Genomic DNA, 12,811 nt, shown 5'->3' with positions numbered 1-12,811 from the left:
ACCTCTCCGCCATGTCCGTGTCGGCAAGCCATCTTTTCCGAAATTGCCGAATACTCAATAGGCAGATTGTTGCGCAAAACATGCTTTGTGATAGCCAACTCCCCAAAGGTCGATATCGAATTTTAGCGAAGTGGCGTTAGTGTCTCCGTGAAGGACAGTGCAGAACGACCGCAACAATATCCGGATTTTGGTGTGCGATGCCGATCTTGTTCTACGTCGACGATAGCAGGGATGATCTCTTCTATCTCGATTATATTCGCAGGAAACAGCAGGTGGATGTCGATCTATTCTGCTTCTCCTCGGCACCTGCCGCATTCGAGGCGCTTGAGGCGCGCCTGGAAAAAGGCGAAGGCGCGCCGGACATACTGATTGCGGACCTCTACATGCCCCTGGACAGCGGCAGCGCCTTGATCGCGCAACTGCGACGGGACGATCGCTTTTCGGCCGTGCGGCTCGGCGTCTGCAGCGGTTCGGATGCGGCGGAGGACCGGGAACGGGCCTTTGCCGCCGGCGCCGATTTCTACCTTGAGAAACCGCTGAATTTTACCGCAATCCTCGACAATCGTTGACTGCCGGCGTGACCACTGCAGGACGGCCGCAGCGCGCCGGATACATGCAGGTCAGCGCAATTGACAAGCCCGGCAGCGCATTTCAGAATGCCGGCCGAAGAGAAGAAAACCAAAAAGCGCTGAGAGAGCCGTCCGATCCTGTTCGCCGCCACGAACGCCAGCCAACCCCTTAGCTGAATGGTTCGGCCGGCCCTCCCGCGCTTACTTCCGGCACTGTCTTCCGCATTCATGGATGTTGAATACGGAGAGATTGGCATACCTAGGTAAGAGCTACTGTTCGAGTAAACTGTCCTGTGCATTACCTGTAGTTGAGATGTCTCCGCTTGCGATATCGAAAACCCCCGTTTCGTTATCGGTCATCAACCGTCTCGCAATTTTTGTAATCGTTCGCGCCTAAGGCGTATATCCTAAGATTTCGGGATCGGCGGGTGAAAATCGGGGAGGAGGAAGAGTGGGAATGACCAGTGCTGCCGCGGTTCCCTTTCATGCCGGTCCGGAACTGAGCCGGGCCATCAATCGCACCGATTTCTTTCGCCTGCTGAAGTCGGCAGCCCAGCATTACCATTTCGACAATTTCACCCTGGCGCGCATCTCGGAGGCGGCAGCCCCCTTTGGCGAACGCGACGTCGTCATTACCAATGTTGCAGAGCGGCGCATGGGCCTCTTTGTCAAGACGTTGAAGGAAGCGCTCGGGACGGCCAAGGCGCGGACGGCGCAGTTCCTGACGACGCCGGTGCATGGAAAAAGCGCGGCGATAGAAGGGTATCCGTCGGACCTCGTCTTCAACGAATTCAGCGGCAACACATTCCTCTTCATCCCGCTGTTCACGCCGGAAGGGCGCCGCTACTGCCTGGTGCTCGGCGGCCAGCGCCAGGAGCCGGACCAGGGTGAGGTGGCCGATATTCTGCTCGATGCCATGCGCATCTTCGACAAGCTGTATGAGGAAATCCTGACGCAGGAAATGTCCGGTCGCCTCACGCAGCGCGAAACCGAAATCGTCAAGTGGACGAGCGAAGGCAAGACTTCCGCGGAGATCGCCATTATCCTCGGCCTTTCGGAACACACGGTCAATTCCCATATCACGGCCGCAGTGCGAAAACTCGATGCCGTCAATCGCGTTCATATGGTGGCGATTGCGCTGCGAAACGGCCTGGTTTCGTGAGCTGGTTTCATATTGGGGAAAGATGAAACGATGAGTGCGGAAGCAATGCGCAGGAATGCGGTGAAAGTATTGTTCGTCGATGACGAGTTCATCGAATTCCGTTCGCTCAAAAAGAAGATCGCCGAACTTTCCGAACCGCGCGTCGATGTCGAATATTCGCAATCGATCGGCGATGCGCTGGACAAGATAAGGGCGGCCCGCTTCGATCTCGTCCTCCTCGACAACCGCTTGCTGCCGAATGCGGATTTTCGCGAAACCGTGCCCGAACTCAGGGGCATCGGTTATACCGGCCCGATCGGCGTCGTCTCGACCGACATATCGGGCAACTATTTCCAGGAATTCCCCGATTACGGCGTCGATTTCCGCATCGGCAAGGACGAGATCGACGTCCAGACGCTGGAGCATATCATCCGGGAATACGTGACCTATGATGTCCCGGATTTCTGGAAGGACGATTACAGCATCTGACCCGGAAAGGCTCCGAGCCTCATGCCGGCAGGCGGATCGCAAAGCGGCTGCCGCTGTCGTCGGAATGCTCAAGCCGGATATCGCCGCCGAGCGCGGCGAGAAGTTCGCGCGTGCTCGTCAGGCCAAGTCCCGGGCCGGGCACGCTGCCTGCCTTGGGCAGTTTCCAGAAGGCGTCGAAAATCCTCTCCTGATGGGCCGGCTCGATGCCGCAGCCGTTATCGGCAACGACGATGCGCCAGTCGGCACCTTCCCGGACCGCCGTTGCGACGACATGCGGCGCTGCGGCGCCACGATATGCCAGCGCGTTGGAAAAAAGGTGCCGCAGAATGATGGTCAGAAGCGCCGCATCGCTGCGGATCAGGGGCAGGGCGTCCGCATCGAGTGCCGCGCCGCTGACGGGAAATTCCTCGATCGCCTGTTTCCAGGCCTCCTGCGCAACCTCGGCGAGCCGCACGTCGCCGATGGCGACCTGCGGCGTCGTGCCGGCGAGGCTCATCAATGCCTTGGTCAGCCGTTGCGCCGTCTGCGCCTTATCCATGATCATCCTGAGGCTCTGCAGCTGTTCGCTGTCCAGCGTCGGCTCCAGGTCGTCGAGCAGCATTTCCGCATACATGGCGATGTGGCGCAGCGGCGATTGCAGATCGTGAGAGGCGGTCGCGAGGAAGCGTTTGATGCGCTCCTCCTGATCGCTGGTGGAACCGGTTTCCGGCTTTTTCGACGTCGGGGTGGAAGACATGTGGCGGTGCTCCCGATCTCTTTGAACCGAACATAGAAAGAGGGCGCCGGTTCTGCAACCGGCGCCCTCCTCAAGTCGATGTCAGGCATTGCCCGTTCAGCTGGCCGACTTGCGCGGCTGGTCCGCGTCCGGCGGAATGATTTCCACGGCCGCATCGTTGGAGGCGGCGACCGCCTTGGCGTGGCGGCGGCGCCAGTCGCCGAGGAAGAGCAGGATCGGCGCAGCGATGAACACCGAGGATGCGGCGGCCACCAGAATGCCGAAGGCCATCGGAACCGCGAAGCTTTCCACCGCGCTGCCGCCCCAGATTGCCATGGGCAGAAGCGAGAGGAAGGCCGTCGCATTGGTATAGAGGCTTCGGGCCAGGGTCTCGTTGATCGACTTGTCGATGATTTCGCGCAGCGGCATCGACTTGTAGAGGCGCATGTTTTCGCGCATGCGGTCGTAGACGACCACCTTGTCGTTCACCGAGTAGCCGACCAGCGTCAGGATCGCCGCGATCGCCGTCAGGTTGAAGTCCAGCCCCGTCAGCGCGAAGAAGCCGATCGCCTTGGTCACGTCGAGAATGAGCGTGACGATGGCGCCGACCGCAAACGGCCATTCGAAGCGGTACCAGATGTAGAACAGCATCGCGAGGCTGGCGATGACGACCGACAGGATACCGGCCCAGGCAAGCTCGCCGCTGACCTTCGGACCGATGACGTCGGTGCCGGTGACGGTCGCCGACGGGTCGATCTTGACGATCTCGGCCTTGAGTTTGGTGACGGCCGCGGTCTGCGCTTCTTCGCCGCCTTCCTGCCGCTGCGCGCGCACCAGCATCGTGTTGTTGTCGCCGAAGGACTGCAACGCCACTTCGCCGAGGCCGAGGCCGTTCAGGCCCTCGCGGAAGCGGCCGAGGTCGGCAGCGTCCTGCGTCTTCACCGACATCTGGATGCCGCCGCGGAAGTCGACGCCGTAGTTGAGGCCCGGATAGATGAAGAGGGCGATCGAGGCGATCGACAGCAGGGCGGAGACGGTCACGCCGAAGAAGCGCGCCTTCATGAACTGGATATGCTTGTCGTAGGGGCTGAAGAGGGGGAACAGCGGCTTGATGTTCAGCACCTTCAGCTTGCGGCGGCGGGTGATCTCGATCATCGTGACGCGCACGAAGGCGACCGAGGTGAACATCGAGATGATCAGGCCGAGCGCCATGGTCACCGCAAAGCCGCGAACCGGGCCGGAGCCGAACCAGAACAGGATGGCGGCGGCAATCAGCGCCGTCATGTTGCCGTCGATGATGGTCGAGTAGGCGCGGCGGAAGCCGGTATCGATCGCCGCAAAGGCGCTCTTGCCCTTGCGGGTTTCTTCGCGGATGCGCTCGTTGATCAGGACGTTCGCATCGACCGCAAGGCCGATGCCGAGCACGACGCCGGCAATACCGGGCAGCGTCAGCGTGGCGCCGACCAGCGTCAGCGCCGAGAAGGTCAGGATCGTGTGGATGAGAAGCGCGATATTGGCGAGAATGCCCCAGGTGCCGTAGAGCACAAGGATGAAGGCGGCGACGAGCACGAAGCCGACGACACCGGCATAGAGGCCCATCCTGATCGCATCCGCGCCGAGGTCGGCGCCGACGGTGCGTTCTTCGATGACGGTCAGCTTGGCGGGCAGGGCGCCGGCGCGCAGCATGGCGGCCAGCGTATTGGCGCTGTCGGTGGTGAAGTTGCCGGAGATCTGGCCCGAACCGCCGGTGATCGGCTCGCGGATGACAGGCGCGCTCAGCACCTTGTCGTCCAGCACGATCGCGAAGGGATTGCCGACGTTCTGGCGGGTAATATCGGCAAAGCGGGTCGCGCCGGCGCTGTCGAAGCGGAAGGTAACGACCGGCTGCTGGCTCTGGTCGAAGCTGACGCGGGCATCCGAGAGGCGGTCGCCGGAAATCTCGACACGGTCGAGAACCGGGTAGCTGTTGCCCTCGTCATCCTTCATGATCGTCACACCCGGACCGGCCTGGCCGTTCGGGGCGAGCATGTGGAAGGACATCTTGGCGGTGGAGCCGAGCAGTTCGCGAAGGCGGGACGGATCCTGCGCGCCTGGAAGCTGCACGAGAATGCGGTTGGCGCCGATGCGCTGGATCGTCGGCTCGGCAACGCCGACCTGGTCGACGCGCTGGCGGATGACTTCAAGGCTCTGCGCGACGGCATTGTCCACATTGGTGGCAATACCGGCCGGCGAGAAGCCGATGGTGATGTTGCCGCCGTCGGCCGTGACCGCAAGGTCGGACTGGCCGGCGCTGATGCCGCTGGCGATCACATTGCCGAGCGTGCGAAGCTGCGTGACGGCCGCGTCGCTCTGCGACGGATCGGCAAGCGAAACGACGATATTGTTGTTGTTACGCACAACCGACTTCGGCTGGATGTTCTTTTCGCGCAGCACGCGGCGCGCATCCTGCAGGAGCGAGTTCAGGCGCTCCTTGGTGAGATCGGCTTCGTCCACCTCGAGCACGAGATGCGAGCCGCCGCGAAGGTCGAGGCCGAGGGAAACCTGGCTGTGCGGCAGCCAGGCGGGCAGGCGCTGCAGCACGCTTTGCGGCAATGCGTTCGGCAGGGCGATCAACAGGCCGAGCACGATGATCACCGTATAGGTGAACACCAGCCATGGTGAATTGCGCATATTTTAAATCCTTGGATAATGCTTGGGCCGGCGCAACCGCGCTGCGGCATGTCTATGGATCAGAAACGCCCGAAGGCTATGGGACTCAGGCAGCCTGCGGCGGCGCGCGCGGCTGCTGCGCCCGGGCTGCGGCAGGGGGCGGCGGCGCTTCGAATTCAGGCGCCGGCGTGGAGGCGCCCCAGCCGGCAAAGTGCAGCGCAGGAACAACGGCAAGCGCCGCCGGACCGGCATCCTGAAGCGTTTGTTTCGGCGCAGCCTTGCGGTCGCTGATCAGCAACCCGCGAATGGCGTCGCGCGCCGTTACCTGCGTCTGCTGCGTATCCCGGCTCGAAGAGGAGAGGCTGTTCGGCGCCGCGGACGGGCCGATGACGATATTGCCGCCGAAGAGCAGGCCGAGATAGGCAAGGATTGCAACGACGACGGAGGCGGCAATACGGCTAACCAGACGGCGCTGTTCCAGCTCCATCTCCCCAGTCCTGTCGATTTCACTCCCAAATCGGCTCAAAGGCGCGGCAATCTCTCATTCTTTTTCCGGCGGAGGCTCCACCGGCGGCTGGATTGTACCAGCCGAAGCTCCGTCTTCATAGGGTGCACTGTCATGATGCACTTGGGCCAGCCGGTCAACCATGCCAAGCGCAATTTCCCGCTCGCCCATGATGACGGTATCGGCGCCGTATTGCCGCAGTTCCTCCACTTCGGCATCGGAATGGGCGCGCGCGACGATCAGGATCGAGGGATTGACGGCGCGCCCCTGCTCGGCGATGCGGCAGGCCTCGAAGGCGTTGGGGATGGCGATGACGAGGCTGCGCGCACCGGCAAGATTGGCAAGATCGAGCGTTTCGCGGGTCACGGCATTGCCGGCAAGAACCTCGATGCCCTGCGCGTGCAGTTCGGCGACCCTCTTGTCGGAATCCTCGATGACGAGGAACGGCGTGCCCGACGACTTGAGGTTCTGGCCGACGATGCTGCCGACACGGCCGTAACCGACAAGGATGGCATGGCCGGCGAGCGCCGTCGGATGAGGCTCGTCTCCGTCGGGCAGCTCCTCCGCATGGCCGGGCGCGGCATCGGCCGCCGGGGCTGCCGGTTCCGCCGCCGGTTCTTCGCGCTTCGGGCTTTCAAGCAGCGGCCGCATACGGTCGCAGAGGAAGAACAGCAGCGGGTTGAGAATGATCGAGATGATCGCGCCGGCAAGGATGAGGTCGCGCCCCTCCTCCGGCAGCAGGCCGAGTTCGACGCCGAGCGCTGCCAGAATGAAGGAGAATTCGCCGATCTGCCCGAGGCTTGCCGAAATCGTCAGCGCCGTGCTGACCGGCTTTCTGAACAGCAGGACGATCAGGAAGGCGGCCACCGATTTGCCGATGACGATGATGAAAATGGTCGCAAGCACCGGCAACGGCCGTTCGATCAGGATATGGGGATCGAACAGCATGCCGACCGAGACGAAGAACAGCACGGCAAAGGCGTCGCGCAGCGGCAGGCTTTCCTGCGCGGCGCGATGGCTGAGTTCGCTTTCGGCGAGAACCATGCCGGCAAAGAAGGCGCCAAGCGCCAGCGAGACGCCGAAGAGCTTGGCCGCGCCGAAGGCAACCCCGAGCGCGATCGCCAGCACGCCGAGGCGGAAGAGTTCACGCGAGCCGGTATGGGCGATGCGGTGCATGGTCCAGGGAATGAGCTTGCGGCCGAAGACCAGCATGAGCGCGACGAAAAGCACCACCTTGACCAGCGTCATGGCGATAATGCCGCCGACGCCGAGATCGAGGCCGAGAAGACGGTTCAGCCCCGCCGAAAGCGGCTCGACCGGGCCATGGCCGCCGCCGCTGATACTGGCGGCGGCCGGGATCAGCACCAGCGCCAGAACCATCGCGAGGTCTTCGACGATCAGCCAGCCGACGGCGATGCGTCCGCGCTCGGTCTCGACCAGACGCCGCTCCTGCAGCGCTTTCAGGAGCACGACCGTGGAAGCGACGGAAAGCGCGAGGCCGAAGACGAGGCTGCCGCCCGTCGGCCATCCCATGAGCGCGCCGAGCCCCCAGCCGAGCAGGGTCGCAAAGCCGATCTGCGCGACCGCGCCCGGTACGGCGATGCCGCGCACCGAAAGCAGGTCCTTCAGCGAGAAATGCAGGCCGACGCCGAACATCAGCAGGATGACGCCGATTTCGGCAAGCTCGGGCGCGAGGCTCTGATCGGCGACGAAACCCGGCGTATGCGGGCCGGCGAGCACGCCCGCGACAAGATATCCCACGAGAGGCGGAAGACGCAGGCGATTGGCGATCGCGCCCAGGATAAATGCCAGCACGAGGCCTCCGACAATGGTCGAAATCAAAGGCGTATCGTGGGGCATCGCTCTCTCCCGATCTGGAAATCCCGTTCAAAACATGACATATATGATTTATATTGACCAATATGGGTGGTTTGGAAATATGGGTCAAGGCGCAAAACAGACAATTCTGACGCCCGCTTTGTGTCGGGCGGCCCGTGGCCTGCTCGATTGGACGCAGGCGGACCTGGCGGAGAAGGCCGCCGTCTCGCGCAGCACGATACGCGACTATGAGGGCCGCCACCACGAAATCCACCGCGCGACGGAGGCGCAGCTGCGCCTGGCCTTCGAGGAAGGCGGCGTGAAATTCATCGAAGTGGAGGGCGGCGGGAGCGGCCTTTGCATGCCCGAGCCCGCGAACTGACCGGTTTTGACGCATGTCGCGCAAACCTGCGCAGCGGTATTGCGTCCGCAATTGCCTGGGCGATGAAGCATTTCAGGCGATTCAATCCTCGCCGGAAATATTCTAGGGCCGCTTCAGGCAGGTGGCGTCGACCTTGTAGGCATAGATCGTCTTGCCCCGGTAATTGCCGTTTGCCGGCTGCCAGCTCTTCAGCAATTCCGGCGCCTCGCCGGCGCAGCTCAGCATATTGACCGTCACGAAGAGGACCGGCGCCTTCGTATCGGCCGGCAGGGCGAATTCCTGTTCGTAATAGCTCTCCGGCAGGTCGGCCGGCGCACGGGCGTAGATCTTGTAGGGGGCGGCTCTCAGCGTATGGAAGAGATCGGCGACCATGTCGCGGTTGTCGGTAACGATGATGCCGGCCCCGGCCTGCGCGGCAAGGTCGGCAGCCTGCCGGCTGACTTCGGCCCGGCCGAGATAGCGCTGCATGACTTCCTTGCCGCCGGGCAGCACCAGCTGGTGCGAGAAGATCGTCGCGAAGGGAAAGAGAAGGCAGGCGACGCCATTGATCCAGAGCGAGATCTTGAGACCGTTCGGCCACAGGCGCTGAAGCAGCCAGACCGCAAGCACGACGCCCGCCACATAGGCCGTGACGCCCCAATTGGCATAGGCCTTGGCGACGGTCGCCTGCAGGGTGATGAGCAGCACGACCGGGATCGACAGCCAGACGAGCATCTTCTCGCGCGGCTCGCTGCGGCCGCGAACCATGTTCCAGGCCGCCCAGAGCATGGCGAAGAAGACGATCGGGCCGACGACGCCGAACTGCGCGGAGAAGAATTCCAGCCCTGCGCCCACATTGACGCCGAGATCGCTCCAGTGCGCGATATCCTGCGTGTGGCGCACGGTCGTATTGTTGTTTTGAAGGTTCCACCAGAGGTTCGGGAAGGCAACGACCGCGGACGTGACCACGGCAACGACGAAGTCGCGCACGCAGATGCGCGCCGCCGGAATGAGCAGCATGGCGATGGCGCCGCCCGGCACGAGGAAGAGCACGGCATATTTGGTCAGAAACGCCAGCCCGACGCCGGCACCCATGAGAAGCGCCAGCCCGATCGAGCGCCGTTGCGTCAGTTCGAAATAGGCAACGAGTGCAATGGCGATGAAGAAGAGCAGGATGACGTCGGTCGAGAAGAAGACCGAAGAAAGCGCAACCGCCGGCAGCGTGATATAGGTCGCGCCGACCCAGCCCTCGATCTCAGGCCCGACGAAGCGTTTTGCCATTTTCATCAGCACCAGCGCGGTCGCCAAATGGAAGAGCGGGCCGGGCAGCCGCAGCCAGTAGATGTCGCTGGAGCCGGCAAGCGCGGTGAAGATCCTCAGCACCCAGGCGATCATCGGCGGCTTGGAATAATAGCCGAAATCGGGATTTTGCGACCAGAACCAGTATTGCGCCTCGTCGACGAACAGGTCCGTCGTATCGAAATGCAAAGTCACGATGCGGAAGATCGTAAACGCCAGGATGATGATGAGGCCGGTCCGAGCTGACATAAATCCGTTACTTCCGCTGACACGAGGAGCGCGTGTCGATACACCAACGGTGCCGGGCTGCCAACGGGAAAGGTAGCGGGAGACGTAAGGCGCGCCGGCCCTTAAAAGACGCGAAGCGTGCGGTTGTCGCGGTGTGCCGCGATCGTATCGAGGAGGGTGATGGCCGCGGCGATCGCCAGCGCGATCAGGCAGGAACCCATTCCGAGAACAATCATTTCTCTTTCCTTGTCGACGTCATGTCAGGCGCTTGAAATCGGTTCTATAACATAGAGCTTGCGTGTGCCTTGTAGCAGCCATGCAACTCCGCGCCAGTATTTACTATGCGAAGTCTGCCTAATTGTTTCAAAAGCTTCAGGCGGGAATGGCTTATTAACCTTCAAGCAAGGAATTAACCATAAACATTGGATTACACGTCGGAATGGGAAGATGCACTCGTTCCCACCAGGCATGACGCCGTACCGCCGTACCGGGTCGATCCGGTATCCATCTCTTCAGGCAGCTCCGAAACAGAATTGCTGAGCAGGAGGCTTCAGCCCATCGGTCGTGACCGATGGCGAAGACAGTCTCCGTGCGTGGCGTTCTTCGGAAGCGTCAAAAGTTTTTGGCCGGGTTCGCCCGGAAAGTGGTTGGGGACAGGCGTTGAGGCAGGATTTGCCATCAGATCAGGCGCGTGGAGCACAGGCAGGCAGCCTGCGCGACCGCCTGCGCTTTGCCGGCCTCGACACCGAACAGTGCGAGATGGTCCGCCGCAACCGGCCGACGCTGGAAGCCCACCTGAAGGCGGGCCTGCGCGATCTCTTCCACCGTTTCCAGTCTTTCCCCGATGCCGCCCGCAATTTCGAAAGCGAGCGCCAGATCGAGCGCCTGCACGACCTGCAATCCTCGCATTGGGATGTGCTGACGGACGCGCGTTTCGACAGTCTCTATGCCGAGCGCGTCAAGGTTCTCTCCGATACCGAAAGCAAGATCGGCCTCGACCCGCGCTGGCATGTGGCCGGTCACGGCGTCATGCTGGAACATGTGATTTCCGGTCTGGCCGACGAACTGGCCGGCCGGCCGGTGCTGCCCTCGGCGAGGCGTCGCGCCCGTGAAATCACCGACCTGATGACATCGATCATCCGCATCGTGATGGTCGACGTCGAAATCGCCGTCTCCCTGCGCTTCAATTCGCTGCGCTCCCTCCAGCAGCGCGCGCTCGCCGACCAGCGCGCTCGGGGCGAAGCGGAAGTGGCCCGCATCTTCGGCGATGTCATCGAAGGGCTGTCGGCGCGTGACCTGACGCGGCGTGCGCCGCTCGATGGCGCGCATGCCGATATTGCCGAGGCGCTGAACGCGGCGCTTGACGGCCTTCAGGCCGAATTTGCCGCGATTGCCGAGCGCAACGCCAAGGCGGAAGCCGCGACGCAATCGCTTGCCGGCGCCTCGCGCAATTTCGCCGGCAACGCCACCGGCCAGGCAAATCGCCTGCAGCTTTCCGCCGCAGCCCTGGGCGGCATCGCCGAGCGCGTGCGTCAAGGCGCCGCCGGCAGCCGCGCCGCCGAACAGGCCGCCGCCGCAACGCGCGCCGCCGTCGAGGAAAGCGGCGAGGTCGTCGGCCGCGCCATATCGGCCATGGCCGATATCGAGCAGTCGGCCGAAAAGATCGGTCAGATCATCGGCGCCATCGACGACATCGCCTTCCAGACGAACCTGCTGGCGCTCAACGCCGGCATCGAGGCCGCGCGCGCCGGCGAATCCGGCCGCGGTTTTGCGGTCGTGGCACAGGAAGTCCGCGCGCTCGCCCAGCGCTCCGCCGAAGCTGCCCGCGAGATCAAGACGCTGGTGACGACCACAAAGACGCAGGTCGATGCCGGCGTGCAGATGGTCGGACGCACCCAGGATTCGATCGCCAGCATCGTCCGTCAGGTGACGGACATCAACGCCGCAATCGCCAATATCGCCCACGAGACGGGCGAGCACGCGGCCGGTCTTGAGGCCGTGACGGCCGACGTGAAGGGCCTCGGCGGCGAGGTGGCGGACAATGCCGGCCTTGCGGAGCGTTCGGCCGAAGGCGCCGATCACCTCCACACGGTCATTCTGGAACTCGGCCAGACGATCCGCGAATTCCGCATTGCCCGCGAAAACGCTTACGCGACACGGCCGCATCCGCCGCGCGTTTCCGAGCCTCGGCCGGTTGCGATCGCGGCGCGTCCGGAAACGGTCGAGGACGAATACGAGAATGACGATTTCAGCATGCCGTTGCCTCTCGCAAGCGCCGGAGGTGGGCGGAATGTTTACTAACCTATCGGATTATGACGTCGGCTCGCTTTCGCGGGTCGGGGACAAGGGAACAAGGAAAAGCTGATGGCAGCAAAGAAGAGTGCCAAGACGCTGAATTTGGCAGCGGTTCTTGATCTCAATGAGGCTTCCGCATTGCGCGACAAGCTTCTCTCCATGCGAGGTAACCCACTGGCGATCGATGCTTCGGCAGTCGAACGCATCGGCGCTCTTTGCGCCCAGGTTCTGATGGCCGCCGAGAAGACCTGGGACCAGGACAAGCAGTCGTTCACCTTCTCGAAGGTGTCCGACGCATTTCACAAAACCATGCAGCTGGTTGGCGTCGATATCGACCATCTGCTTGCCAAGGAGATCCGGCAATGAAGAAAAAAGTACTGACGGTGGACGATTCCCGCACCATCCGAAACATGCTTCTCGTGACGCTGAACAATGCGGGCTTCGAGACGATCCAGGCTGAAGACGGCGTTGAGGGCCTCGAAGTTCTCGAAGAGTCCAATCCCGACGTCATCGTCACCGACATCAACATGCCGCGCCTCGACGGCTTCGGCTTCATCGAAGGTGTCCGCCGCAACGAGAAATACCGTGCGATCCCGATCCTGGTCCTGACGACCGAAAGCGACGCGGAAAAGAAGAACCGCGCCCGCCAGGCCGGCGCCACCGGCTGGATCGTCAAGCCCTTCGACCCCGCCAAGCTCATTGATGCCATCGAGCGTGTAACCGCTTAAAACGCCCAGGATCT

Annotated in this window: 12 protein-coding genes; 7 read left to right on the top strand and 5 right to left on the bottom strand. The window is 62.6% G+C overall.

The window, feature by feature from the left end; translation table 11 throughout:
* The first annotated feature begins 197 nt into the window (after nt 1-197).
* The 3 genes from ACFPWW_RS23650 (at nt 198) to ACFPWW_RS23640 (ending at nt 2,199) form a co-directional block, all read left to right on the top strand.
* Nucleotides 198-569: a response regulator gene (locus ACFPWW_RS23650; RefSeq protein ID WP_113413081.1), complete on the top strand. Its 372-nt coding sequence runs from the start codon at nt 198-200 to the stop codon at nt 567-569.
* 457 nt (nt 570-1,026) lie between these two features.
* Nucleotides 1,027-1,731 (top strand): response regulator transcription factor, encoded by a 705-nt coding sequence (locus ACFPWW_RS23645; RefSeq protein ID WP_377313413.1) that lies wholly within the window; start codon nt 1,027-1,029, stop codon nt 1,729-1,731.
* A gap of 30 nt (nt 1,732-1,761) precedes the next feature.
* Nucleotides 1,762-2,199: a response regulator gene (locus tag ACFPWW_RS23640; RefSeq protein WP_377313411.1), complete on the top strand. Its 438-nt coding sequence runs from the start codon at nt 1,762-1,764 to the stop codon at nt 2,197-2,199.
* A 19-nt stretch (nt 2,200-2,218) separates the two neighbouring features.
* Here the strand turns inward: ACFPWW_RS23640 and ACFPWW_RS23635 are convergent, their stop codons facing one another.
* From ACFPWW_RS23635 to ybaL, 4 genes are all read right to left on the bottom strand, one after another.
* Complete coding sequence (locus ACFPWW_RS23635) at nt 2,219-2,935, bottom strand: sensor histidine kinase (protein ID WP_377313409.1); 717 nt, start codon at nt 2,933-2,935, stop codon at nt 2,219-2,221.
* Nucleotides 2,936-3,031: 96 nt separating this feature from the next.
* Nucleotides 3,032-5,584 carry a protein translocase subunit SecD gene (secD, locus tag ACFPWW_RS23630; RefSeq protein WP_112566839.1) on the bottom strand — a complete coding sequence of 851 codons (2,553 nt, stop codon included), beginning with the start codon at nt 5,582-5,584 and terminating at the stop codon, nt 3,032-3,034.
* Nucleotides 5,585-5,669: 85 nt separating this feature from the next.
* Nucleotides 5,670-6,050: a hypothetical protein gene (locus ACFPWW_RS23625; RefSeq protein ID WP_112754759.1), complete on the bottom strand. Its 381-nt coding sequence runs from the start codon at nt 6,048-6,050 to the stop codon at nt 5,670-5,672.
* Between the two features lie 54 nt (nt 6,051-6,104).
* Complete coding sequence (gene ybaL / locus ACFPWW_RS23620) at nt 6,105-7,928, bottom strand: YbaL family putative K(+) efflux transporter (RefSeq protein WP_113413084.1); 1,824 nt, start codon at nt 7,926-7,928, stop codon at nt 6,105-6,107.
* Nucleotides 7,929-7,962: 34 nt separating this feature from the next.
* On the opposite strand from ybaL, the gene ACFPWW_RS23615 reads away from it, so the two are divergent.
* Nucleotides 7,963-8,268, top strand: coding sequence for a helix-turn-helix domain-containing protein (locus tag ACFPWW_RS23615; RefSeq protein WP_112566830.1), 306 nt, complete (start codon nt 7,963-7,965; stop codon nt 8,266-8,268).
* A gap of 102 nt (nt 8,269-8,370) precedes the next feature.
* Here the strand turns inward: ACFPWW_RS23615 and ACFPWW_RS23610 are convergent, their stop codons facing one another.
* The gene (locus tag ACFPWW_RS23610; RefSeq protein ID WP_377313406.1) at nt 8,371-9,795 is read right to left on the bottom strand and encodes an ArnT family glycosyltransferase; all 1,425 of its coding nucleotides are present in this window, start codon (nt 9,793-9,795) and stop codon (nt 8,371-8,373) included.
* A gap of 639 nt (nt 9,796-10,434) precedes the next feature.
* Between ACFPWW_RS23610 and ACFPWW_RS23605 the strand changes: the two genes are divergently transcribed.
* From ACFPWW_RS23605 to cheY1, 3 genes are all read left to right on the top strand, one after another.
* The gene (locus tag ACFPWW_RS23605; RefSeq protein WP_377313404.1) at nt 10,435-12,075 is read left to right on the top strand and encodes a globin-coupled sensor protein; all 1,641 of its coding nucleotides are present in this window, start codon (nt 10,435-10,437) and stop codon (nt 12,073-12,075) included.
* 63 nt (nt 12,076-12,138) lie between these two features.
* Entirely contained in the window at nt 12,139-12,435 is a 297-nt protein-coding gene (locus ACFPWW_RS23600) for an STAS domain-containing protein (RefSeq protein ID WP_112566822.1), read from the top strand.
* Complete coding sequence (cheY1, locus tag ACFPWW_RS23595; RefSeq protein WP_003570362.1) at nt 12,432-12,797, top strand: chemotaxis response regulator CheY1; 366 nt, start codon at nt 12,432-12,434, stop codon at nt 12,795-12,797. Before ACFPWW_RS23600 ends, cheY1 begins: the two co-directional genes overlap by 4 nt.
* Nucleotides 12,798-12,811 lie beyond the last annotated feature (14 nt).

This window comes from Rhizobium sp. GCM10022189 (genome assembly GCF_042656325.1).
Taxonomy (GTDB): Bacteria; Pseudomonadota; Alphaproteobacteria; order Rhizobiales; family Rhizobiaceae; genus Rhizobium.
Note: the sequence above shows the minus strand (reverse complement) of the source record. Positions and strands in the feature narration are given on the sequence as shown.

Coding starts and splice junctions, on each gene's coding strand:
- ACFPWW_RS23600 (WP_112566822.1), top strand. CDS start 12,139: ATGGCAGCAAAGAAGAGTGCCAAGACGCTGAATTTGGCAGCGGTTCTT.
- ybaL (WP_113413084.1), bottom strand. CDS start 7,928: ATGCCCCACGATACGCCTTTGATTTCGACCATTGTCGGAGGCCTCGTG.
- ACFPWW_RS23610 (WP_377313406.1), bottom strand. CDS start 9,795: ATGTCAGCTCGGACCGGCCTCATCATCATCCTGGCGTTTACGATCTTC.
- ACFPWW_RS23645 (WP_377313413.1), top strand. CDS start 1,027: ATGACCAGTGCTGCCGCGGTTCCCTTTCATGCCGGTCCGGAACTGAGC.
- ACFPWW_RS23615 (WP_112566830.1), top strand. CDS start 7,963: ATGACATATATGATTTATATTGACCAATATGGGTGGTTTGGAAATATG.
- ACFPWW_RS23650 (WP_113413081.1), top strand. CDS start 198: ATGCCGATCTTGTTCTACGTCGACGATAGCAGGGATGATCTCTTCTAT.
- ACFPWW_RS23640 (WP_377313411.1), top strand. CDS start 1,762: ATGAGTGCGGAAGCAATGCGCAGGAATGCGGTGAAAGTATTGTTCGTC.
- secD (WP_112566839.1), bottom strand. CDS start 5,584: ATGCGCAATTCACCATGGCTGGTGTTCACCTATACGGTGATCATCGTG.
- ACFPWW_RS23635 (WP_377313409.1), bottom strand. CDS start 2,935: ATGTCTTCCACCCCGACGTCGAAAAAGCCGGAAACCGGTTCCACCAGC.
- cheY1 (WP_003570362.1), top strand. CDS start 12,432: ATGAAGAAAAAAGTACTGACGGTGGACGATTCCCGCACCATCCGAAAC.
- ACFPWW_RS23625 (WP_112754759.1), bottom strand. CDS start 6,050: ATGGAGCTGGAACAGCGCCGTCTGGTTAGCCGTATTGCCGCCTCCGTC.